The 22,951-nt window shown below is 38.9% G+C and carries 21 protein-coding genes and 1 riboswitch; of the genes, 14 read left to right on the plus strand and 7 right to left on the minus strand.

Going from position 1 to position 22,951, the window contains the following annotated elements; genetic code table 11:
- Positions 1 to 31 precede the first annotated feature (31 nt).
- The 4 genes from argH to I6F41_RS14140 all read left to right on the plus strand — a co-directional run bounded on the left by argH (position 32) and on the right by I6F41_RS14140 (position 3,949).
- Complete coding sequence (gene argH, locus I6F41_RS14125; protein ID WP_182684347.1) at positions 32 to 1,897, plus strand: argininosuccinate lyase; 1,866 nt, start codon at positions 32 to 34, stop codon at positions 1,895 to 1,897.
- Between the two features lie 273 nt (positions 1,898 to 2,170).
- Entirely contained in the window at positions 2,171 to 2,374 is a 204-nt protein-coding gene (locus I6F41_RS14130) for a hypothetical protein (RefSeq protein WP_182684346.1), read from the plus strand.
- Positions 2,375 to 2,988: 614 nt separating this feature from the next.
- Positions 2,989 to 3,447 carry a hypothetical protein gene (locus I6F41_RS14135; RefSeq protein ID WP_089368979.1) on the plus strand — a complete coding sequence of 153 codons (459 nt, stop codon included), beginning with the start codon at positions 2,989 to 2,991 and terminating at the stop codon, positions 3,445 to 3,447.
- The gene (locus I6F41_RS14140; RefSeq protein ID WP_231613567.1) at positions 3,437 to 3,949 is read left to right on the plus strand and encodes a hypothetical protein; all 513 of its coding nucleotides are present in this window, start codon (positions 3,437 to 3,439) and stop codon (positions 3,947 to 3,949) included. The genes I6F41_RS14135 and I6F41_RS14140 overlap by 11 nt, the downstream gene beginning before the upstream one ends.
- Before the next feature lie 13 nt (positions 3,950 to 3,962).
- On the opposite strand, the gene coaD is transcribed toward I6F41_RS14140, so the two are convergent.
- A complete protein-coding gene (gene coaD, locus I6F41_RS14145; RefSeq protein WP_011328939.1) occupies positions 3,963 to 4,457 on the minus strand; it encodes a pantetheine-phosphate adenylyltransferase in 495 nt (164 codons plus the stop codon).
- Positions 4,458 to 4,643: 186 nt separating this feature from the next.
- Here coaD and I6F41_RS14150 point away from each other — a divergent pair, with 186 nt between their 5' ends.
- Complete coding sequence (locus tag I6F41_RS14150; protein ID WP_058373949.1) at positions 4,644 to 5,312, plus strand: TetR/AcrR family transcriptional regulator; 669 nt, start codon at positions 4,644 to 4,646, stop codon at positions 5,310 to 5,312.
- 72 nt (positions 5,313 to 5,384) lie between these two features.
- Complete coding sequence (thiI, locus tag I6F41_RS14155; protein ID WP_182684345.1) at positions 5,385 to 6,842, plus strand: tRNA uracil 4-sulfurtransferase ThiI; 1,458 nt, start codon at positions 5,385 to 5,387, stop codon at positions 6,840 to 6,842.
- 25 nt (positions 6,843 to 6,867) lie between these two features.
- Here the strand turns inward: thiI and I6F41_RS14160 are convergent, their stop codons facing one another.
- Together I6F41_RS14160 and I6F41_RS14165 are read right to left on the minus strand one after the other, a co-directional pair.
- Entirely contained in the window at positions 6,868 to 7,770 is a 903-nt protein-coding gene (locus tag I6F41_RS14160; protein ID WP_086993957.1) for a ketopantoate reductase family protein, read from the minus strand.
- On the minus strand, positions 7,763 to 8,113 hold the full coding sequence (locus tag I6F41_RS14165) for a VanZ family protein (RefSeq protein ID WP_011328935.1): 351 nt from the start codon (positions 8,111 to 8,113) through the stop codon (positions 7,763 to 7,765). Before I6F41_RS14165 ends, I6F41_RS14160 begins: the two co-directional genes overlap by 8 nt.
- A 163-nt stretch (positions 8,114 to 8,276) precedes the next feature.
- On the opposite strand from I6F41_RS14165, the gene I6F41_RS14170 reads away from it, so the two are divergent.
- Together I6F41_RS14170 and I6F41_RS14175 are read left to right on the plus strand one after the other, a co-directional pair.
- Positions 8,277 to 8,759 carry a YajQ family cyclic di-GMP-binding protein gene (locus I6F41_RS14170; RefSeq protein ID WP_011328934.1) on the plus strand — a complete coding sequence of 161 codons (483 nt, stop codon included), beginning with the start codon at positions 8,277 to 8,279 and terminating at the stop codon, positions 8,757 to 8,759.
- Between the two features lie 250 nt (positions 8,760 to 9,009).
- Positions 9,010 to 9,174: riboswitch (cobalamin riboswitch) on the plus strand.
- A 37-nt stretch (positions 9,175 to 9,211) separates the two neighbouring features.
- On the plus strand, positions 9,212 to 11,050 hold the full coding sequence (locus I6F41_RS14175; protein ID WP_182684344.1) for a TonB-dependent receptor domain-containing protein: 1,839 nt from the start codon (positions 9,212 to 9,214) through the stop codon (positions 11,048 to 11,050).
- Between the two features lie 70 nt (positions 11,051 to 11,120).
- Here the strand turns inward: I6F41_RS14175 and msrA are convergent, their stop codons facing one another.
- The 3 genes from msrA to I6F41_RS14190 form a co-directional block, all read right to left on the minus strand.
- Entirely contained in the window at positions 11,121 to 11,657 is a 537-nt protein-coding gene (gene msrA, locus I6F41_RS14180; protein WP_089368653.1) for a peptide-methionine (S)-S-oxide reductase MsrA, read from the minus strand.
- Positions 11,658 to 11,744: 87 nt separating this feature from the next.
- Positions 11,745 to 14,843 carry an efflux RND transporter permease subunit gene (locus I6F41_RS14185; protein WP_182684343.1) on the minus strand — a complete coding sequence of 1,033 codons (3,099 nt, stop codon included), beginning with the start codon at positions 14,841 to 14,843 and terminating at the stop codon, positions 11,745 to 11,747.
- Between the two features lie 3 nt (positions 14,844 to 14,846).
- Positions 14,847 to 15,899, minus strand: coding sequence for an efflux RND transporter periplasmic adaptor subunit (locus tag I6F41_RS14190; protein WP_197108657.1), 1,053 nt, complete (start codon positions 15,897 to 15,899; stop codon positions 14,847 to 14,849).
- Between the two features lie 244 nt (positions 15,900 to 16,143).
- On the opposite strand from I6F41_RS14190, the gene I6F41_RS14195 reads away from it, so the two are divergent.
- The 6 genes from I6F41_RS14195 to I6F41_RS14220 all read left to right on the plus strand — a co-directional run bounded on the left by I6F41_RS14195 (position 16,144) and on the right by I6F41_RS14220 (position 21,651).
- Positions 16,144 to 16,851, plus strand: coding sequence for a DUF2982 domain-containing protein (locus I6F41_RS14195; RefSeq protein ID WP_179808032.1), 708 nt, complete (start codon positions 16,144 to 16,146; stop codon positions 16,849 to 16,851).
- Positions 16,852 to 16,872: 21 nt separating this feature from the next.
- Complete coding sequence (locus I6F41_RS14200) at positions 16,873 to 17,205, plus strand: hypothetical protein (RefSeq protein WP_011328927.1); 333 nt, start codon at positions 16,873 to 16,875, stop codon at positions 17,203 to 17,205.
- Between the two features lie 67 nt (positions 17,206 to 17,272).
- Positions 17,273 to 18,934: an Lcl C-terminal domain-containing protein gene (locus I6F41_RS14205; RefSeq protein ID WP_197108659.1), complete on the plus strand. Its 1,662-nt coding sequence runs from the start codon at positions 17,273 to 17,275 to the stop codon at positions 18,932 to 18,934.
- Positions 18,935 to 18,943: 9 nt separating this feature from the next.
- The gene (locus I6F41_RS14210) at positions 18,944 to 19,459 is read left to right on the plus strand and encodes an Lcl C-terminal domain-containing protein (RefSeq protein ID WP_011328925.1); all 516 of its coding nucleotides are present in this window, start codon (positions 18,944 to 18,946) and stop codon (positions 19,457 to 19,459) included.
- A gap of 147 nt (positions 19,460 to 19,606) precedes the next feature.
- Positions 19,607 to 20,524: an ExeA family protein gene (locus tag I6F41_RS14215; RefSeq protein ID WP_179808035.1), complete on the plus strand. Its 918-nt coding sequence runs from the start codon at positions 19,607 to 19,609 to the stop codon at positions 20,522 to 20,524.
- 11 nt (positions 20,525 to 20,535) lie between these two features.
- Positions 20,536 to 21,651: a general secretion pathway protein GspB gene (locus I6F41_RS14220; protein WP_197108661.1), complete on the plus strand. Its 1,116-nt coding sequence runs from the start codon at positions 20,536 to 20,538 to the stop codon at positions 21,649 to 21,651.
- 7 nt (positions 21,652 to 21,658) lie between these two features.
- Here the strand turns inward: I6F41_RS14220 and I6F41_RS14225 are convergent, their stop codons facing one another.
- Positions 21,659 to 22,852, minus strand: a complete 1,194-nt coding sequence (locus I6F41_RS14225; RefSeq protein WP_197108663.1) for an HD-GYP domain-containing protein — start codon at positions 22,850 to 22,852, stop codon at positions 21,659 to 21,661.
- Positions 22,853 to 22,951 lie beyond the last annotated feature (99 nt).

Raw genomic sequence — 22,951 nt, forward strand, 5'->3', positions numbered from 1 at the left:
AAAGGGGCAATATCGGGTTTGGAGAGATTTCATGGCATTATGGGGCGGGCGTTTTTCTACGGGTCCAGACGAGGCGTTTAAGCAATTTAACGACTCTCTTCCTTTCGATTATCAATTAGCAGAGCAAGATATAATAGGCTCTGTTGCATGGGCTGGTGCACTTGAGCAAGTTAATGTGTTATCAAGTGACGAGCACCAAGAGTTAGTTGCAGCATTGTACCAATTGCTTGAAGAAGTAAAAGCAGATCCACAAGCGGTAGCAACTTCAGGCGCAGAAGATATTCATTCTCATGTTGAAGCTGCGTTAATCGAAAAAGTAGGTGATTTAGCTAAAAAATTACATACAGGGCGCAGCCGTAATGACCAAGTAGCCACCGATTTTAGATTGTGGTGTCGCGATATTGCTGATCATATTTTAAAAGCCATTGCCCAGTTAAAGGGTGAGTTTGTTGCATTAGCAGAGCGTGAGCTTGGGACTATTTTACCAGGTTATACGCATTTACAACGTGCACAACCGGTATTGTTTAGTCACTGGTGTATGGCTTACGTAGAAATGCTAGAGCGTGATGAAAGCCGCCTGCAAGATGCTAAAGCGCGGATGAACTTTTGCCCACTGGGCAGTGGTGCATTAGCGGGTACGGCTTATCCAATTGATCGTCAAGCATTAGCACAGGGTTTAGGCTTTACAGGAGCGACTAAAAATAGCCTTGATGGCGTATCTGATCGTGATTTTGTAGTAGAGCTATTAAGTTGTGCGTCTATTTCGATGATTCACTTATCGCGTATGTCAGAAGATCTTATTTTTTATAACTCAGGCGAAGCCGGATTTATAGAGCTTGCGGATAATGTGACATCGGGCTCATCGCTGATGCCACAAAAAAAGAATCCAGATGCACTGGAACTAATTCGCGGTAAAACCGGACGCGTTTTTGGTGCATTTAGTGCCATGATGATGACCCTAAAAGCACTGCCACTTGCTTATAATAAAGATATGCAAGAAGACAAAGAAGGCATATTTGACGCTATGCCAACGTGGCTTGCCTGTATTCATATGGCACAAGCGTGTATTAAAGGTATTAAAGTAAAAGGCGAACGTACACTTGCAGCGGCAAAAGGTGGCCATGCAAATGCAACTGAGCTTGCAGATTACTTGGTAGCTAAGGGCGTACCTTTTAGAGAAGGGCACCATATTGTGGGTGTACTGGTACAATTGGCCATTAGTGAAGGTAAAACGCTTGAAGACTTATCGCTTGAGCAATATAAATCGGTAAGTGACGTATTTGCAGATGATGTTTATCCGGTACTAGAAATTGACGCCTGCATTAAAGCGCGTCAAGCACTTGGCGGAACATCAATTGAGCAAGTAACCAGCGCTATTAAAGCTGCGAAAAAAAAACAGCAAATAACGGTTCGTGATGCTAATTTAGACGATGTTGAATCGATTGCTAAGCTAGTTCAACATTGGGCTACGGTAGGCGAAAACCTACCACGGGCTAAAAGTGATATGGTGCACTCGATTAACGAATTTGCTGTAACCGAAATTAACGGCAAAGTATCGGGGTGTGCCTCACTGTACATTTACGATACAGGTTTGGCGGAAATACGTTCTTTGGGTATAGACCCACAAAGCGCAGTGTCAGGACAAGGGCGGCAGTTAGTTGAACATTTATTAGCGAAAGCCAAAAAATTGGCGTTAAATAGAGTAATAGTGCTAACCCGAGTCCCAGATTTTTTTGAAAAACAGCGTTTTAGCTTTTGTACCAAAGAAAGCTTGCCAGAAAAAGTAATGAAAGATTGTGAGCTTTGTTTACGTAAAGAAAACTGCGATGAAGTCGCAATGGAATATATTTTAAAGCTAAGTAATAAAGCGGAGATCCCGTGTAAATTCGTGGCTTAAACTCCCTAGATGTAAAAAACGTACGGGTTACCCTCGTGCGTTTTTTTATGGGTAAAAAACACTAATTTAAGTTATAAATATAAAGTTTTATGATTATTTCAAGGTGTTAATTAAAAGTTGGCACAGTGGTTGCTTTTGTTGTAAGTGTAAAATGTAGTAACAGCTTAGATAAAAACGTTGCTGCTAAATATAAGGTAAATTTAATTACCCTCTTTAAAAGGTGTAATACAAGATTTCGCCAACAATACAAAAACACTTACAAGGAATAATCACATGCAAGTTTCAGCTAACAGCCAACTACAAATGCAAGCATACAATAAAACGCAACAATTAAAGCCAGCAATGGAACAAACTGCTAGCCCTAAAACCCTGCAATCTGATACAGTAAGCTTCTCTCAAGAAGCTATGGCGGCCGCTGGTGCAGACCTTCAGCGTGGTGGGATTATACTTCCAGGTGGAAATCCTAAACCTAAGTGATTCATAAAGGTATTTGATGTTTATAACTGAGTTTTTTGGTTTTTTTTCGCTCTCAGCCCTGGTTATGTGGGGGTTTTTGATGGCCTTTTTTTTTAATCTCTTTGTATATAGCTTAGACGTTAAACGAAATACTACCTTATTACTCAGTTCACTTATTATGGTTGTTTCTTATTCTTCATCAGATTATTTTCTTACTTGGTTGTCAATTTACAATATTACCTATTTAGATTGGGCTTTATACGATTTTGCTACTTTAATATCTCTTTTCTTAGCTTATAAGTTTATTAAAATAACAACCCCTTCTTTCTTGTATTTAGTATGTGGCCTTTTCATTAATATGTTTTTACTGTTAATAATGCATATTGATGTATTTATCAACAAAAATGATCACCCTTGGTTTTTTTGGGACATATATACATTTGGTGTTACAACTATTGATTTCCTCATGATCATATCTCTAATTGTTGATCGAGACTTCCTTGGCTTACACAAGATAAAAAACAAAATTTTGTCTTTATTCAAAAAACCTAAAATAAACTATACCCCTTAACTATATGTATGTAGACTTTATTCTAGCCGATTATATAAGTGCATTTATTCAATGGGGCTTTTTAATGGCTTTTTTGTATTGCTTAGCTTCGAGTATAAATAACACAAATAAATCACTTTTATATATTGCAAGCATTATGCTTTTCTCGTATTCGATGAGTGAAGTACTTTATATGTTAAGTAATGTATACCTCAATTTTACCCTTTATGATTTATTAACAATTACAGTATTATTAGTTGTTTACTTTAAAACCTCTTCAATAAAAAATTGCCCCGCTATTAATTATATTGTAATCGGTTTAGCGTTCAATTCTTTGTTAATGTTAGTGATGTACTATGACTTATATATACTTGAAAACATTGACGAGTGGTGGCTTTGGAGTGTTTATTCAATTGGCGTTAACGTTATCGATTTACTTATGATTGCAGTGCTTTTTATAAATAAAGACTTTTTGGGTTTGATTGAGCTCAAACGCTTTATTTTTAATCGTAGTGTATTACAGCAGAATCAAATTGACCATTAGTGAAGCAATAGGCCAATCAATAGGCGCTTTTATTTTATGGGGCTTTTTAATGGCGTTTTTGTACACGTTAGTATCAAAAATTAATAAAAAAGACAAAGGTACTATCCAGCTCGCTTTTATTATGATGACTTCATATTTTTTAAGTGCATTCCTCGATTATGAAACAGTGACACTTATAGATTGGGCAACATACGATGTGCTGACAATTGGTGTAATTATTGTGTGGGGTGTATTGATTAAAAAGCCTAAACCAATTGCATTTATGTATTTAATCGTAGGACTAAGTATCAATGCTTGTTTGTTTTTTGCTATGTATTACGATATTTATGTTTTAGAACAAACCGAAGTTTGGTGGTTGTGGACTTTGTACGCAATAGGGATAAACGTTGTTGACTTATTGATGGTGCTAGTATTAATTATAAATAAAGATTTTTTAGGCCTAGTATGGGTATGTAACCAAGTTAAAGCGCGCTATATGCATAGAGCTAGCGCACTTAAGTAATGCGCTCGTTAGCTTATTTACTGTAGCTGCAACCTAGCTTTTTATTAAGTGCAGCCATTACAATAGGGTCTACAAATTCGCTTACATCACCATTATGGCGTGCCACTTCTTTTACTAAGGTTGACGAAATAAACGAATTTCGCTCTGACGGAGTTAAAAATACACTTTCTAAATCTGGGTTTAGGCGTCGATTCATATTCGCTAGCTGAAATTCATAATCAAAATCAGAAACCGCTCTTATGCCTCTAATTAATACATTAGCATTGTGATCGCGTGCCAAATCAGCAAGTAACCCTGAAAATCCTATCACTTTTACATTATCTATATGGGTTAAAAGAGTATTAGCTAGAGCTACACGCTCATCAAGGCTAAAGCAAGGCTGTTTACTGGGGTTATGAGCAATAGCAACGATAACAGTATCAAACATTTTTGAGGCACGTTGAATTAGATCTGTGTGTCCGTTAGTTAGCGGATCAAAAGTACCTGGATAAATTGCAGTGATTTTCATAAAGTATCGCTATGTATTATTTTTAGCATTAGTGTAACAGTGTTTTTTATACAAATCAGCCTAGTAAGTGGCTTTAATTGTCACGACTAAGCTATTACACAGAGTGTTTAATTATGCTGTTTTTGTTTATACTAGACAACTTATTGTACGAATTGTAACTTGTTGAATAAAATAGAGTGTTAGTATATGAATACCAAGGATAAAATAATACACACCAGTATTTCATTGTTTAATGAGCATGGTGAGCGAGCGATATCAACTAATCATATAGCCTCGCATTTAAACATGAGCCCGGGTAATCTTTACTACCATTTTAAAAATAAAGAAGACATTATTCGCCATATTTTTGCGCTGTATAGTGAGCACTTGAGCACTCACTTTAAACCTATAAACAAAAATGATGATGCATTTAGTCAGTTAACGGTATATCTAGATTCGCTATTTGAACTGATGTGGCGCTACCACTTTTTTTACGACAATTTAGGCGATATTTTGGCGCGAGATACGCAGCTTAAGCAGGCTTATATTGATTTTCAACTAGAGCTGTTAGAGCAGGTGCGTAAAATAATACTTGGTTTACGTGATAGTGAAATGATTGCGATTAATGAGCAAGATGCGCTCGAACTTGCACATACGCTTAAATTAACAGTTAGTTTTTGGACCCCTTATATTAAAGCCCGCAGGCTCAGTGGCGCACTTGCCGAGCAAGATATTTATCATGGTATTTTAAAAGTATTAACTTTATTTAGAGCCTACAGCACAGATAAAAGTAGCGATAAAATGAACCAGTTACGCGAAAAATACACGCAACTTGCTCACTCAGCCCCAAGTATTCCGGCTGCTCTTAGTTCCTAGGCGTTAATTTTTTTGCTATAATCGCGCGCCCAATGCCTGGGAGCGCGAATTCCCGCAGTCTAAGAGTGAACTATGCTTAAATTTATCGTCAAACTACATCCTGAAATTGCCATCAAAAGCCGCTCGGTTCGTAAACGCTTTACCAAAGTGTTAGAAAATAACATTAAGATTGTACTGCGCCGTATTGACGAAAAAGTACAAGTTAGAAACAACTGGGACAATATCTCAGTAGTTACCCTACTTGAAGGTGAGCAAACACGTGCCACTTTTATTGATAGCCTAGCGCGAATTCCGGGTATTGTGCAGTTTATAGAAGTAACCGAAACGAGCTTTGAAACGCTTGACGATATTTTTAAAAAAACCATTGAATTAGTTGGTCACACCATTGAAGGTAAAACGTTTTGTGTACGCGCTAAACGTATTGGTAAGCATGACTTTACTTCAACGGAGTTAGAGCGTTATGTGGGCGGTGGACTAAATCAGCATGTTGCCGGTGCAAGCGTAAAGCTAAGCCACCCAGAAGTAACGATACGCCTTGAAATAAAAGACGAGAAAGCTTACATAGTATCGCATACTCACCTTGGCATGGCAGGCTTCCCGCTGCCAACACAAGAAGATGTACTATCGCTTATGTCTGGCGGTTTTGATTCGGGTGTAGCCAGTTATCAAATGATCCGCAAAGGCGCTCGTACGCACTTTTTGTTTTTCAATTTAGGCGGTGCGGCGCACGAAATTGGTGTTAAACAAGCGAGCTACTACTTATGGAATAAATACAGCTCAACTCATAAAGTTAAATTTATTACCGTTGATTTTGAACCAGTAGTAGCAGAAATATTAGAGAATATTGAAAACAGCCAAATGGGTGTGGTGCTTAAACGCATGATGATGCGCGCAGGCAGTAAAGTGGCCGAAAAATTAAATATTCAAGCTTTGGTAACCGGTGAAAGTATTGGTCAGGTTTCTAGCCAAACATTAGCAAATTTAAGTGTCATTGACCGCGTAACCGAAACCCTTATTTTACGCCCGTTAATTCAACACGATAAACAAGAAATTATTAATATTGCACGTCAAATTGGTACGGCCGAAATGGCCGAAACGATGCCGGAATACTGTGGTGTTATTTCTAAAAAGCCAACTGTTAAAGCTAAAATAGAAGTAATAAAAGCAGAAGAAGAGAAGTTCGACTTTGATATTCTTAATACCGTAATAGAAAACGCACGAGTAATGGATGTGCGCGATATTGATGTAGAAGCTAAGCAGGAACTAAAAGAAGCTGAGTCGGTTGCCGATTTACCAGCTGGTGCAGTGGTAATTGATATTCGCTCTCCAGAGGAAGAAGAAGCAGCACCACTGGAAATTGATTCTATAGAAGTGGTGCATTTGCCGTTTTTTCGCTTAGCAACTAAGTTTGGTGATTTACCAAAAGATCAAGACTATTACTTGTATTGCGATAGAGGTGTAATGAGCCAGTTACAAGCGCTTATTCTACACGAACAAGGCTTTACTACGGTAAAGGTATATCGCCCGTAAAAGTTAACTATTTAAAAAGCGTGGTTTATACCGCGCTTTTTTTTGCTGCAATTTTAGCTAAAAGTTCATCGTTAAAAGGGGTTTTTATATTATAAAGCTTGCCTTGCTCGCTAATGTACCCACAAATTGCCATTATTTCAGTTGCTCTATTGTGAGCAACATCTTGTTGCATAGATGAGAAGTTCTCTGCGGTACGTGCCATCACATCATACGCACTGCTCAGTGCATTGATTAACGTTACATCAAGGTTTTTTGCCTTAGCAATATTACATGCTTCGGTTAGCAGGTTAATTATAATTGAGCAATATTGAGGCTCGCGCAACTGACCATTTTTAATGTTATGTAGCGCACTTAGCGGATTTATTGCTATGTTAACTAATAACTTATTAAAACGTAGCTGCTCAATATTCATAGACGCATTTAAAAGGGGGATCGCGGTTAATTGATCCGCCATAATTTTGCTATTTTTAACACCTAAGTTGTTACATCCGCCAATTATACTTTGCCCATTACCAGTGTGCTGTACTATATATTGGTTTGATTTAAACCCAGCCATACTCGTTGTTAAAAAATAAAGCGCTTGGTGTTCATTGAGCTCACATTTTAACTGCTCTACATTACCCATACCGTTATGCGAAAGCACAACAGAGCAATGCTGAGGCAAAAACTGTTTTACTTGTGCAAATGCGCTTTGCACTTGAAAGGCTTTTACCGTAAATAAAAACACATCAAATTTAGGTAAACTATTAAGCTCATTTAATGAAATAAAAGAGGCATTTATTTTTTGTGAAGCACTGTTGTCACTACTGTAAAAGCGAGTGTTACTCGTACTTTTTCGGGTTAACACGCTTACACTATGCTGCGCACTTAAAAAGTGGGCTAATAATAAGCCTATTGCGCCGTCGCCAATAATAAGAATTTTAGCCATGAGAGTTCTTTTTACGTGGGGTTAAAATTGCTTTGATTATAAAGTAGCTTGCTGCGCCGGCAAAATCTGCAATAAAATCTGCGATTGATGCTTGCCTATATGGAAGTGCGTCTTGCATTATTTCTATTGCAGCACCGTAACCGGCTAATAAAAGTATTTGTGCGTATAAAGGGAGTTTAAACGCTTTATCCATTATTATGGCAAGGATGAAAAATATCCCAAAGTGGGCTACTTTATCAACATGAGGAAACAGGTTGCCAACCCCTTTTATTTCTTTCGCAAATAAAAAGGTAAACACCACAATACTAATTAAAAAAATTGCTTGATAAACACGCCTTGTCACAACAAATCCTAAAATCGCTTAAAAAAGAAACCGTAGTATATCAAACTAATTTAGTATCGCACCTGAACAAGATGCATAAAAGTGTAAAGATTTATAGTTTTAGCGTTATAATCGCTTTAATAAATTAAGTATAAAATTAAGATAAAATAGTTAGGAGAAATCAATGCCTTCATTTGATATTGTATCTGAAGTAGAAATGAACGAAGCTAAAAACGCAGTTGATAATGCAAACCGTGAACTAGAAACTCGCTTTGACTTTAGGGGAGTTGATGCATCGATTGAGCTAAATGATAAAGTAATTAAGCTTAAAGCCGAAGCTGACTCTCAGGTTATACAATTATTTGATATTTTAGCGAGTAAAATTTCTAAGCGTGGTATGGATGTATCAAGCCTTGAATTGCAAGATATTAGCCGAGCGGGTAAAAATGTTTTTCGTAACGTTGGTTTAAAGCAAGGTATTGAAAAAGAGATGGCTAAAAAAATAGTTAAAGCCATTAAAGATTCAAAAGTTAAAGTACAAGCCGCCATTCAAGGTGAAGAGGTACGCGTAACAGGTAAAAAGCGAGATGATCTTCAAGAAGCTATGCAAGTAGTACGTAGCGCCGATTTAGGCCAGCCATTTCAGTTTAAAAACTTCCGCGATTAATAAAACAGATTACAGATATTATAGAGATTAGGAGGCTAATTTTTAAAAAATTTGTGTTAAAAAAGCCAAGCTACAGCAATGAAGTTTGGCTTTTTTGCTATTAGTAACTTGATATGTAATCTAACTCTTTTACAGTGATTGTTGAGGGTTTATATCGTTAAAAATCAAACTTTGGCTATATAGACGTCTATTGACATTTATAAACAAAATACTCACAATAGCGACCTATTTTCAAGGTGCTTGCTTAATACCTTTGTATACGTTTCAAAGTATTGAAATTAACAGCAAGATAATCGGGAAGTTGGTGCGTTTTCAAGACGATAACAACCCCAACACTGCCCCCGCAACGGTAAAGTATTAGCAGCTATTATAGTGTTGACTGAGTCCGGAGACCGGCCTTGAAGTAATCTTACTTATTAACATCTTTGCGGTGGGCAAAGGTAGGGGACATCATGTTAAATAAAACCGCTCTAGGTGTGGCAATTTCGGCTGCACTTTCATTTTCAGTATCTGCAACAGTGCAACCAATCGAAAAAATTACCGTTACAGCTAATAAATTCGAACAACCTATTAGTAATGTGCTGGCCAGTGTTAGCGTAATTGACCGTGCTGATATTGAAAAAAGTAATGTGCGAAACTTACCTAGTTTGTTGGCTTCTCAAGCTGGTTTTCAAATTAACTCAAATGGTGGCTTTGGCCAAAATTCAGGTGTTTCGCTACGCGGTTCAAGTTCACGCCATACCCTTATTTTAATTGATGGTGTTAGAGTTGGCTCGGCTACTCTTGGCTATAAAGGTATTAGTAATATTGCCCTTAATACTATTGAGCGTATTGAAGTTGTTAAAGGTTCTCGCGCTGCTGTTTATGGCTCAGATGCCTTAGCTGGGGTGATTAATATTATTACTCGTAAAGCTGATAATATTCGCTTAGATGCTACTTTTGGCAGCAATGCTTATCAAAGCTACCAAATGGCGGGTGGAACAAATATAAATGATTTAAGTGCATCATTTAACGCTGGAATTGAAAAAACCGATGGTTTTGATGTACTGCAAAACCATGCACCAGATGAAGACGCTTATGAGAACAAAAATATTGGCTTCAATATCGCTTATAACGATGACTATTTAGGCAAGCTAACCGTACAAACTCAGTATAATGAAGGTTATGCTCGTTATGATAATCAGTACAGTGCAGCAGACAGCAGTGATGAAAGTAATGATTTTGAAAACTACCAAGTATCATTAGGGTGGAATAAAAGCTACGAAAATCAAATACACCATATAGCATTCGCATTTTCTAGCGATAGCCAAGATAACACCAGTGAAGGTGTGGTTAGTATGTACGAAACTAAGCGAAATCAAATTGATTATACTGGGCAATATATTGTCTCAGATGAGCTTAATATTAATGGTGGCTTGAACTGGTACAAAGATAAAATAGAAACCAACGCAGGTAATTATGATAAAGATAGCCGTGAGGTTTTTGCTGGCTTTTTAGGTGCGTATTACGATGATAATACGGTTTTAGCTAATATCGCAGTTCGCCAAGATCATGACCAACAATTTGGTGATAAAACCACGTATACAGCAGCGGTAGGTTATCATTTAAATAAGTTTGCTACGTTTAGAGCAAGTCAAAGCACGGGCTTTAAATCGCCTACCTTTAATGATATTTATTTTCCAGGTTCAGGTAACCCAGACCTAAAACCAGAAACGTCTGAGAATAAAGAATTAGGTTTGTTGTTAAGTTATCAAGATATTGCTTTAGAAGTGTCTATTTTCCGTAATGATTTTGACAATAAAATAGCGTGGGCACCAACACCTGCAGGCCCTTGGCAGCCAACAAATATAAACGAAGCGCGCCATGAAGGCATTGAGTTTAGCTTTTCGCAACAACTAATGGGTTTTGAGCATGCATTTAACTTCACTTACTTATCTGCAGAAGATTTAGAAACGGGCCAAGAGTTAGCTTATGTATCAAAAAATACCTTTAACTGGTCTTTAAATAAAGGGTGGGGAGATTTTGATGCGGGTATCGATTTGCAGTATCGTGGCGATAGGAAAGGTAAATTAACAGATTTATCTTCATATACATTATGGAACCTAGTCGGTAACTATCAAGCAACTGAGCAGTTAAGCTTTTCTTTACGGGTCGAAAACCTGTTTGATAAGCAGTACGATGAAGTTGATGCCTATGGTATTGATTTAGATGGCGATTATATAAATGATGAATTTTATTACTATAACACCGCTGACCGACGCTTATTTATTGGTGCTGCATACCAGTTTTAATATGTGCTACGTAGCTTAAACTTAAAAGCTCGCTAAATTAGCGAGCTTTTTTGTGCGTTACAAAATGGGTTTAATCAGCTAAAAACTCTTTAAATTCGGTTTCGAATTTATGCAATTTAGGGGCAATTAAAATACTGCAATAGCCTTGGTTTGGATTTTCGTTGTAATAATCTTGATGGTAATGCTCTGCTGGATAATACGTGGTGGCAGGGCTAACCTCAGTCACTATTGGCTCGCTTACCTGGTTTTGTAATTGAGCGATCACCGCGTTAGTAAGTGTTAGCTGTGTTTGGTTGTGATAATACACAACACTGCGGTATTGTGTGCCTATATCGTTACCTTGGCGGTTGAGCTGGGTGGCATCGTGCAAAGTGAAAAACATTGCTAGTAATACTTCAAAACTAATAATAGTGTCGTCAAATTCAATTTGCACTACTTCTGCATGGCCGCTAGTGCCTGAGCATACTGATTTATAGGTAGGAGTGTCTGTGTTGCCACCAGTGTAACCCGAGCTTACATTTAATACGCCGTTCACTCGTCTAAATGCGGCGTCTATACACCAAAAACAGCCGCCACCAAAGGTAGCGACTTGCGTTGTTGAACTCATAAATACTCCAAAATAGCTGTAAGTTTAGATTATGCAGAGCATAAGTCTAAAGCGTCGTAACAACAAGGTTACGACGCTATTAGGAGGTTAGATCTCTTCGAATGGCTTTTTAGCGGCTTGTTTATCAAGTTTTTGCTGCAAAAACTCAGGTGACTGTGTATTGCGCGCAAGTGCATAGTAAGCAGCAGGTACTACAAACAGAGTCAGTAGGGTTGATACAACAACACCGGTAAACACTACAACACCAATTACCATACGGCTTTCTGCACCCGGGCCCGAGGCTAAAACCAGAGGTACCGCACTCATTACAGTGGTTAATGAGGTCATAATAATAGGGCGTAGGCGCTGCGTAGCGGCTTGTAAAATAGCTTCGCTAAACTCTACGCCTTTGTCGCGTAGTTGGTTAGTAAACTCAACAATTAATATGCCGTTTTTAGCACTTAACCCTATGAGCATCACAATACCTATTTGGCTGTAAATATTGAGCGTAAGTCCTGTGGCCCACAAGCCAAACATAGCACCCATTAAGCCAAGGGGTACGGTAAGCATTATTACAAATGGGTGCATAAAGCTTTCAAACTGTGCCGCTAGTACTAAAAAGGTAACCGTAAGTGCTAAAATAAACACGTAGGTCATGGCCGAAGCACCTTCATAAAACAACTGCGACTCGCCTTTGTAGTCAATCGCGCCATCTATGTCGTTTTCTTCCATGGCCACTTTGTTTAAAAAGTTAAGTGCTTGCTCAAGTGTATAACCATCGGCTAAGTTGGCGCTTAAGGTAATTGCACGCATACGGTTGTAGCGGTTTAAGCGCGATGCGGTAGCTTCTTCTTTTAAGCTAATTAAACTATCAAGCGGGACTAGCTCGCCACTGCGTGATTTAAGATAAATGTTTGATATATCAGTAGGGTTGGCAAAGTCTTCTTTAGTGCCTTTTAAAATAACGTCGTACTCTTCGCCGCGATCTATAAAAGTAGTAACACGACGCTGACCTAGCATGGTTTCGAGTGTACGCCCTACATCAGATACTGAAATACCTAAATCGGCCGCTTTGTTTTTATCTATGCTGACTAAAAACTGTGGGAATGTTTCTTTGTAATCATGATCGATTCTAACCAGTCCTGGATTTTTCTCAGCGCGCTCTATAATACGGTCGCGCCAATCGGCTAGTTGTGCGTAATCGTTACCTTGTAGTACAAACTCGATTGGGCGTGATGAACCACCGCCGCCAATGCCTCGGCGCATAATAGCAAAGGCTCGCACGTCGGTAACTTCCTGCAGTTTAGTGCTTATTTCGTCCATTATTTCCCAGGTAGAACGTTGGCGTTTGTCCCAATCGGCCATACCTACAATTGCTACACCGCCACTGCCGCCCCAGCCTGGTACGCGCACGAGTACGCGGCTTAGCTCACCAGATTCAGAGTAAGGCATTAAGCGATCTTCAATTTTACTCATGTTAGCGGCATTGTTCTCATAACTGGCGCCTTCAGGGCCACTCATCATAACAAAAAAGGTACCACGGTCTTCTTTAGGTGTTAGCTCAGACGGTATTTGAGTAAATAATGAATAACTTACAAAGCCAGCTAATAATAAGCTGATCATTAAGCCCCATTTGCGGGTCATGTTAGAGGCAAGTGAGTTACGATAACTAAGCTCTACCTTAGCAAAAAAGCGGTTCATCGACTGGCTAAATTTACTTTCTTTTTCAGAGGCTTTTAATACTTTAGAACATAACGCAGGTGAAAGAGTAAGTGCTGTAATACTTGAGAAAAACACTGCGGCACTTACCGCCATAGCAAATTCAGTAAATAAAGCACCAATACGGCCATCCATAAATACTAAGGGTACAAATACCGAAATAAGCACTAAAGTGGTGGCAATAATTGCAAAGCCCACTTCGCGCGCGCCTCTATAAGCGGCCAATAAAGGAGGCTCGCCAAGCTCTATGCGGCGATGAATGTTTTCTAACATAACAATGGCATCATCAACCACTAAGCCGATTGCTAGTACCAGTGCAAGTAAAGTAAGTAAGTTAATGGAATAACCCATAGCGAGTAAAAACATAAAACTACCCACTAACGCCACCGGCACAGTAACTGCAGGGATTAAGGTGGCACGAATATTACCTAAAAATATAAAAATAATTAATACAACTAAGCCCATAGAAATAGCAAGAGTGCTGTATACCTCATTAATCGATTCTTTTATAAAAATAGATGAGTCGTAACTATCCTCTATAGTGGTTCCTTCGGGTAGGTTACGTTTTATTTTTTCAAGTTCGGCGCGGGCGTTATCAACCACAGTTAAGGTGTTGGCTTTAGCTTGCTTTACAATGCCTAAACCAATCATATTGCGGCCATTACCCCGAAATAAACTCTCGTCATCGGCGGCTTCTAGTTGTACATCAGCCACTTCACTTAAGCGTACTAGGTAACCATCATCACCGCGTTTTATTACTAGGTTTTGAAAGTCGCGCTGATCTTTATAACTGCGGGCAGTACGTACGGTAAAGTCACGGTCAACCGATTCAATTTCGCCAGCGGGTAACTCTACGTTTTCGGTGCGTAGTGTTTGTTCTATATCGCTCGCAGTAATACCGCGAGCAGCCATCGCTTGGCGGTTTAGCCAAATTTTCATGGCGTATTTTCGTTCACCACCAATGCGTACGTTAGACACACCATCAACTACGGCTAGGCGATCAACAATAAAACGCTGTGCGTAATCAGATAATTGCATTGAGTTCATGGTTTCGCTGTTTAGCACAAACCATACAATAGGGCTTTCATCGCTGTTAGACTTAGACACCTCAGGCGGGCGAACTTGTTCAGGTAGGCTATCTGCGGCGCGGGCAACACGTTCACGCACATCGTTAGATGCAGCATCTATATCGCGCTTAATATCAAACTCAATCGTAATATTGGAGCGGCCATTACGGCTCGATGAGTTAATACTTTTAATGCCTTCAATACCCGAGATACGGTTTTCGATGACTTGGGTTATTTTGGTTTCTATAATCTCTGCAGAAGCACCTGTATATTCGGTACTAATATTAACAATAGGTGTTTCAATATCAGGGTACTCACGCAGTGGCAGCATGCTAAAAGCAACGAGCCCAAAGGTGAGTAAAAGTAGGTTTATTACAATCGCAAAAACAGGGCGTTTAACGCTAATATCGGTAATTTTCACGGGTTATCCCTTCACGCTAACTTTACTGCCAGAGCGAATTTTTATTAGCCCTTCAGTTATAATTTGCTCACCATCGGCTAAGCCTTCATCAACAGCAACCCAGCCGTTATTTCTGCCCGCAATATGCACTTCAACACGATTAGCAACACCGTCCAAAATTTGAAATACGTAATGTTTGTCTTGTAGCGGAATAATTGCTTTTTCTGGAACCATTAATGCTTGGTTACTACTTAGCTCTAACGCTGTTTTAAGTAGCATACCAGGGCGAAGCAAACCTGAATTATTTGCAAAGCTGGCGGTTACTTCTACGCTACGCGTTACCGAGTCAATACGCGAACTAATATGCGTTACTTTACCGATAAAGGTTTGATCTGGATAAGCATCATTTTGAGTGAGCACTTTCATGCCGGTAGCTAATTGCGCTAAATATTTTTCAGGTACTTTAAAGTCTACCTTAATGATACTTATGTCATCGAGGGTGGTAATAATTGAACTGTTATTTACATAGGCACCAATCGATATTTCACGCTTGCCCAACATGCCAGAAAATGGCGCGGTAATGGTCATTTCAGCTAGCTTGGTTTTAGCACTTTCTAATTGTGCTTGGGTGGCATCAACTCGTGATAATTGCTCTTCAAGTAACGATTTTGCTGTTGACTGAGAACGTGAAAGTTCGGTAAGTCTATCGAGTTGGCGTTTTTCTTCGCGTAAATTAATATTTAGCTCTTTTACAGCAATTTGTTCTTGTTGGCTTTGCAGTTGTACTAGCTTTTGGCCTTTGCTAACTAGGTCGCCATCTTCAAAGAAAATATTAGTCACGTAATCACTTTGTGCGCTGGTAATATATAAAGCTTGGTTAGCGCGAGCGCTACCAATAGCTTCAATCATTACTGCATTTTCTTGCGAGGTAACAGTGTGAGCAGACACTTGCGTGGCCATTTGTGAAAAATCTGCTTGTTCACCTTGGCTAGCGGGTAAATATAAATAAACGCTAAATATTACGAGTAGCGTAATAATAAATGGAAAAAGAGCTCTACCTGATTGTCTTGAGTACATTGCTTTAATACCAAAAAATAAATTATAACTATTGTACGAAATAACACCGAGAAAAGGCGGTATTATGTCCCATTAATTTGTGAATTAAGCGTAAAAGTTATAATAATTAATTAAATAAACTCATGCTTGAGCTTTAAAAGGTATTTTATGAAGTTAAATACGTCGTGCAAAAAATGTTTAATGCTCAGAAAAATAGCATTGTGGGGCATTATTATGTTCATTTTTTACAGTGTTTATTATCAATATGGATGAGTTTAACGCTATGCAAATTAAGTATCGTGCGCAGGGAGCTAAGCATGGCATAGAAGTATTAATTGTTGGTGCGATTGGTTTGTTATTCATTATGCTGTTTAATTTATTACGCCCTGGTGAAATTAGCATTCTAGAAATTTTTTTAGTTAGTTTGTGTATTGCAGCAATAACAATTGGTTTTTTTAAAACCCAAGAGCCATTTTATAGCTTAGTGTTAACCACTGAGCAGTTAACTTATCAGCACAAATATGGTGTTTGGCATTTAGCTCATAGTAATTTTAAATCAAGCGGAATACCCAAAATAGCAGTAGGGCTTGAGCACTTAGAGCTTAACGTGGTAGGAATTAAGGTAAACGATATGGATGAGTTTTTAACGGGTTTAGCCCCAAGAATCGCAGGGAAATTATTGATAGAGCAGCGTCATTTATTTATGCAACTAATTCAAAAGAATTGCAAAAATGGCGATTGCCCATCAGAATGGCTGGTAGAGGATACACAATATAGATCTAAAAATGGAATTAGCTATAATGGGTTAATAGCAATGTTTGCCAACAGGGCTAAGCATTTGCAGTTACTAACAGGCTATGAGCTATTATTACCAGCGAGTGTATTAGATAGAAATATTTGGGAATTTAGTGCTAACTTAAATGCATGGCAGCGCGACCCCCTTAAATTTATAGCGTCGCAAGTAAGTAATTAAAACGCGGCAGTAGGAATAATAATGAGCCAAGAAAGAGCTTTTTTAAAAAGTGGTCGTAATACCATAATACATAAAGACAAAAAACTTGATTTAGTCATTGTTAATTCTGAGATCCACCCTCGAATTAAAGTGACCCAAAATGGCTTAGAACCATTTAAAGAAGAGCTGCCAAAAAACCGCCGTGATGCAAAAGAGCGTTACTTAGAAGTTGTTTATGTTGGTAGCGCCGATGTGTTTGGCGAAGAAAAACGATTGTTATTTATTCAAGCCCTTGATGGGCGGGAATACAAGGTTGATTACAGTAAAATAGGTACTAAGTTATTTGTACGTATTCATCAAGATAGTTATTTATAGTACTTAGTGGCACTTTTATTGCTTTAAATAATTATTAATTATTTTTTGATATAAAAAGGTGCTTAGTATGAGAGCAATTGCGTTAATCCCGTTATTGTCGTGTGGGCTATTGGTTGCATGCGGAGGTGGGGGGAGCTCTGATGATGGTGATAACACTCAAGCTTCAGTATTTGCAGGTAACGATTTGCAAATTATTGAAAAAACCGATTTTACTATTACTGCAAAAGGCTCACCTACCGAGGGTACGTTTACTTGGCAGCGCGTAAGCGGCCCCATTGTTGATGGATTTCCGCTCGATGGTGCAGTGCAAACTATTACCGCGCCAGATGTAAAGGCAGACAGTGAACTGGTGCTCAGAGTAAGCTATCAAACAACCGGTGGTGGTTTAGTACATGACGATATTAGTATTTTTATTACATCAAACAATCAATTACCCCAAGCTGTAATTACTCAAACAGCACCGCAAGTATTGCCATCGGTTTATAACGATACCGTAACGCTAAGCGCAGCAGACTCAACAGATCCAGATACAAATGGTCAAATTAATAGCTACTTGTGGCAATTAATATCAGGACCAGCCCTCAATATTAATAGTTTTACTAATTCTACCTTAAGCTTTAGCCATCCACTGCTTGAAAACCATACAAATTTAAAGTGGTCATTAACGGTTACCGATGATGAAGGGGGAGAGTCAACCTCTGAATATGACATGACTTTAAATAAAACAGCGCAAGTTGTTATTGCCAATGCCGGGGCTGATCAGCAAGTTAACGAGTTTGATAAAGTAACCTTAGATGCAAGTAACAGCGCTGCCGCAACCAGTACTTATAAATGTGACTGGCAACAACTAACCGGCAAAGCGGAAACATTAGCTAATAGTAATCAATGTATTACTACTTTTTATGCCTCAGACATAGACACTAACGCCACTTTAAGCTTTGAAGTAATGGTTACTGATTCAAAAGGGCGCACCGCAAACGATAGTGTATTTGTAGATGTTGCACCTAAAGCGCTTGGGTTAATAAACGATACAGGTGTAGGGGAGTGTTACAACAATACTCAACGTATAAACTGTGTTAGTAAAGATTTTCCAAATCAAGATGCTGAACTTGGTCGAGACAGCTTTGCGAATCGTTTAGCCAAAGTAGGGCAAGGTAATTTAGCGTTTGATTACACCAAACTAAATGAGTTTGCCGATGAAGTGGCTGATGACGCACAAAATTTTAGTTGTATTCGCGACAACGTAACCGGTTTAGTGTGGGAGGTTAAAAGCCCTGTGTCAGGTGTGGTACCTAACACTACATTACGCGATGGGCAAAATCTTTATACATGGTACCTTACTGAATCTGCTATTCCTCAAGTAGGCGGAGCAAGAGGCGCAGCTAACTCCAGTTGCCCAAGCAATACTGATTGCGGATTGCAAAGCTATATACAAGAAGTAAATGCGCTAGATTTTTGTGGTGGCACAAATTGGCGAGTACCCACTTACACCGAGCTACTAAGCTTAGTAGATTATGGCAAGCAAGGGCAAAATGTATTAATAGATAAGAGTATTTTCCCTAATACGCCTGCGGTTAGTTTACTGGGTCACTTGCGTTATTGGACCTCTCAAACAGCGGTTGATGGCACCAGTTTATCGCAAGCTTATATTATAGATATGAGCGATGGTAATGACCTTGCTTATCCAAAAGGTAATATTGCTTATGTTCGTTTAGTTAGAAGCCGTTAGGGGAAGTATATGAAATTTAAATTAATAACTACATTTGCGGCAATGAGTTTAAGCTTTAACGTAATAGCTGGGGTTTGTTATGACTCTGTTACGCAAACAACACCAACAGAGCGATTTACAATAAATCCCGATGGCACAGTGTCAGATAGCAAAACAGGTTTAATGTGGCAGCGTTGTAGTTACGGACAAGTGTATAACAATGCTACAGCAACATGCGAAGGCTCTACACCATCATTAACTTGGCAAGCTGCATTGCGAGGCGCAGTTAACGATACAACGGCAAGTTATAATGACTGGCAAGTACCAAATATTAAAGAGTTAGCAAGTATTATTGAACACAGATGTACAGAGCCAAGTATTAACGAATCGGTGTTTTTGGGCACAAAGCTACAAAACTATTGGACCAATACCTCAGGTGTAAATACGATTAATTCTGCTTGGGTTTATCAGTTTGACAGTGGATTAAATAGTTTGCACGCTAAAACCAGTAGTGTTTATTTGCGCTTAATGCGTTACGAAAAATAATCCAATATAAGTAAATGCACAGCTAAGTTGAAAGCAGTGCTTTTTACATTAATTTACGTTATTTCAATAATAAAAGAGCCTGAGTGTTGTCACTAAGGCTCTTTTTTTGCCATTATGGAGGGGATTTATTTACCAAGGAATACTCAGGTGTATTTAAGCTATTTTGGTTTGCATGAAAAACCCTTTTCAATCTCGCCTAATCCCCATTATTTGTTTTTAAGTGAGCGACATAAAGAAGCGTTAGCGCACCTTACCTATGGACTAGGTGAAGACGGCGGCTTTGTATTATTAACCGGCGAAGTGGGTACCGGTAAAACAACCATTACTCGCAGTATGCTAGAAAAACTGCCAGAGAATACTCAAGTTGCGATGATCCATAATCCGGCATTATCAGAGCTTGAGCTCTTGGCGAGTATTTGTGATGAGCTTAAAATTAATTATGATGCACAAAATGCGAGTTTAAAAAGCCTTACCGATGTTATAAAAAAGCACTTAGAAGCAAATAATAAAGCGGGTGGGCATACCATACTGATTATTGACGAAGCGCAGTTACTTGCCCCCGATGTATTAGAACAACTGCGCCTACTAACTAACATAGAAACCGATCATAAAAAGCTATTACAAATAGTGCTGGTGGGGCAACCTGAGCTGCAAGTATTATTAAAACGAAATGAGTTAAGGCAGCTTGCACAGCGTATAACAGCTCGCTATCACTTACTGCCTTTAACACAAGGGCAAACGGTGGCATACATTAAGCATCGTTTACATATTGCAGGCTGTGATAAAGGTATTTTTTCGTTGGATGCAATGCAAAGCGTTCATCAACTTACCGGTGGCGTGCCACGATTAATGAACTTAGTGTGTGAGCGGGCGTTAGTAGGGGCATTTGCAAAACAGCAATTAACAATAGATAGCGAGATTATAAAAAAATCTGCTCTGGAATCATTACCACCCGATTTCATTGCGGCTAATAATACGCCACCTAAAACCGTGCCATATTGGCTATATTGCTCTGCTTTTGTTGCTTTATTTGCAGCCGGCTTAGGGCTTTCATTTATTTTATAGTTAGGTGATTAATGTCTTATTTATTAGATGCGTTAAAGCAATCGCAACAAGCCGATATAAGCGCCGAGCAGTATGACTTACAGGCACAGCAGGCTAAACAGCAACAAGCTCTAGTGCGATATCGCCGCTTGGCGTTTGTGATTGGTGGCAGCTTAGCGGTTAGCTTTAGTGTTGCTGGTGGTTTTGTTAGTGGGAAATGGCTACAAAACAGCTCATTTAATAGTAATAATGAGCAAGTTAGCACTACAGCAATATTAAAAAATGCTAATGCCGATAAAGAACCAACTATAACAACCAAATCGGATATAGATAATACAGCAAGATTACAAACTGCAGAGCAAAACATAGCTGTATTAGCGGCGCAATCATCAGCGTCAAAAACGGCCCCGCCAGACGCAGTAAATACAGCAACTTCAATTCAAGGTCAGTTAGTGTATGTACAAACCCCCAGTGGTATTGTACAAATGTTACTTACGCCGCAAGGGCAATATATTCCAATAATGGAAAATCAAGCCACACTTCAGCAAAACCTAAACCCGCAAAATAGTTTTGCTCAGGGTACGTATGGGCAAGGCGCAATTAATCAGCAGGGATATTCACAACCACATTATAATCAACCTAGCTTCAATCAAACTAGTAGCCAGGCAACACAAGCTGCAAAGCAGCAACCTCAAACAAATATGCCTTCATCGGCATCGCTTGATTTAAGTAAGTATAAAGTGCTTGGTAAACCGCTCGATTCACAAGGCTCTACAGCACAAAACACTAAAAGACCTACGCTTGCAAAGAGCCCAACATTACTAGAAACAGCTTTTGATCAAGCTATTCAAGATACAGAAAAAACACAAAACTACGAAGTAACGCAAGCAACGCGCAGCTCATCACGCGTGCAACCAATAGAGCTGTTGCCAGATGGATTGCAAGCCATGTTACCGCCACTTAAATATCAGGCGCATATATATTCCTCTGCACTCGATAAGCGTTGGATCAAGCTCAATGGTCGCGAGCTTTTTGAGGGCGATAGTATAGGTGCATTAACAGTGCGAGAAATAACACCAGAGCAAAGCGTACTTGATTTTGACGGCTACGAATTTAGCTTAAAGGCGCTACAAGATTGGCCGCAATAGCGGCTAATTAGGGTAAAATTGAATTTTTATAAAAGCGTTGTAAGTCAATTTTGTATTCGTCAGTTTTAACTGCCGACTCAAGTGTATCTTGGCTTTTTTTATGTGCTAAATCTATGTCTTGCACTTGGGTGTAGCGCCCATGCTTTGCACTATAGAAAGTTTTAACAACGGGCTTTAGTGGGCTGGCAGGGTTGCTCTGTGTCACCAGTCCCACTTTTTGACTCGAGAGCTTAACCAGTGTGCCTACCGGGTGAATACCGATACACTGAATAAATTTAGTTAATAACTCACTATCAAAACTATCAGGGCAACCTTCTTTTAATATTTTAAAGGCTTTTATCGGCTCCATACCCGCTTTATAAACGCGCTCAGCTGTGAGTGCATCATACACGTCAACAATTGACGCCATACGCACATACTGGCTTATTTCATCGCCTTTTTTACCAAACGGATAGCCTTTACCATCTAAGCGTTCATGGTGCATACCGGCAATATCAACAGCTATACCTTTGAGCCCTGCAGCTTGTAAAATGTCTTTACTAAAGCGCGCATGATTTTTCATTATTGTAAATTCTTCATCAGTAAAACGTCCCGGCTTATTGAGTACTGCATCGGGAATTTTTATTTTGCCAATATCATGCAGTAGCGCGCCAGTAGTTAGCTGTTCAATAATATCTTTATCTATATTCAAATGCTTGGCAAAAATACTAATTAAAATAGAAACATTAATAGAGTGCTCTAACAGGTAGGCATCTTTTTGGCGCATTTGAGTAAGACAAGCAAGTGCATCTTGATTTCTAAATACCGAATCCATAAAACCACTAGCAAGATCTCTAAAAGGCGCTATGTCTATATCTCGGCCTGCTTTTATATCTTTAAATGCTTTAATTTGTAGAGATTTAGCTTCATCGTAGAGCTTTTTAGCTTTGCCCATTTCTTGTTCAGCACTGTGCGTTTTTTGCCAAGGATCGCGCTTTGTAACAGGGGAAGGAGTATTGGCAGGCTCTTTTTCAGGCACTGATTCGATGAGGGTTTTATCTGGATCTATTTCAATTTCTAAAATACCGACATTTTTTAACTTATCGATGCCTGCCTGGGTTTTAACCCAGCCTTGGCTTTTTATTTTAATACGTCCGGTTTGCTTTGTTACGCTTTGTACAAACATGCCAGGTAATAACTGCGAAATTGGAATGACTTTCAATTTAATTCACTTCATATAAGTATTCTACTGGTTAAAGTAACAAAGATATTACAATAAATATAGTAAAAAAGGCACCCTAAGGTGCCTTTTCATACGAAT

Origin of the sequence: Pseudoalteromonas sp. SCQQ13, from assembly GCF_015864415.1 — a bacterium.
GTDB lineage: Bacteria > Pseudomonadota > Gammaproteobacteria > Enterobacterales > Alteromonadaceae > Pseudoalteromonas > Pseudoalteromonas nigrifaciens.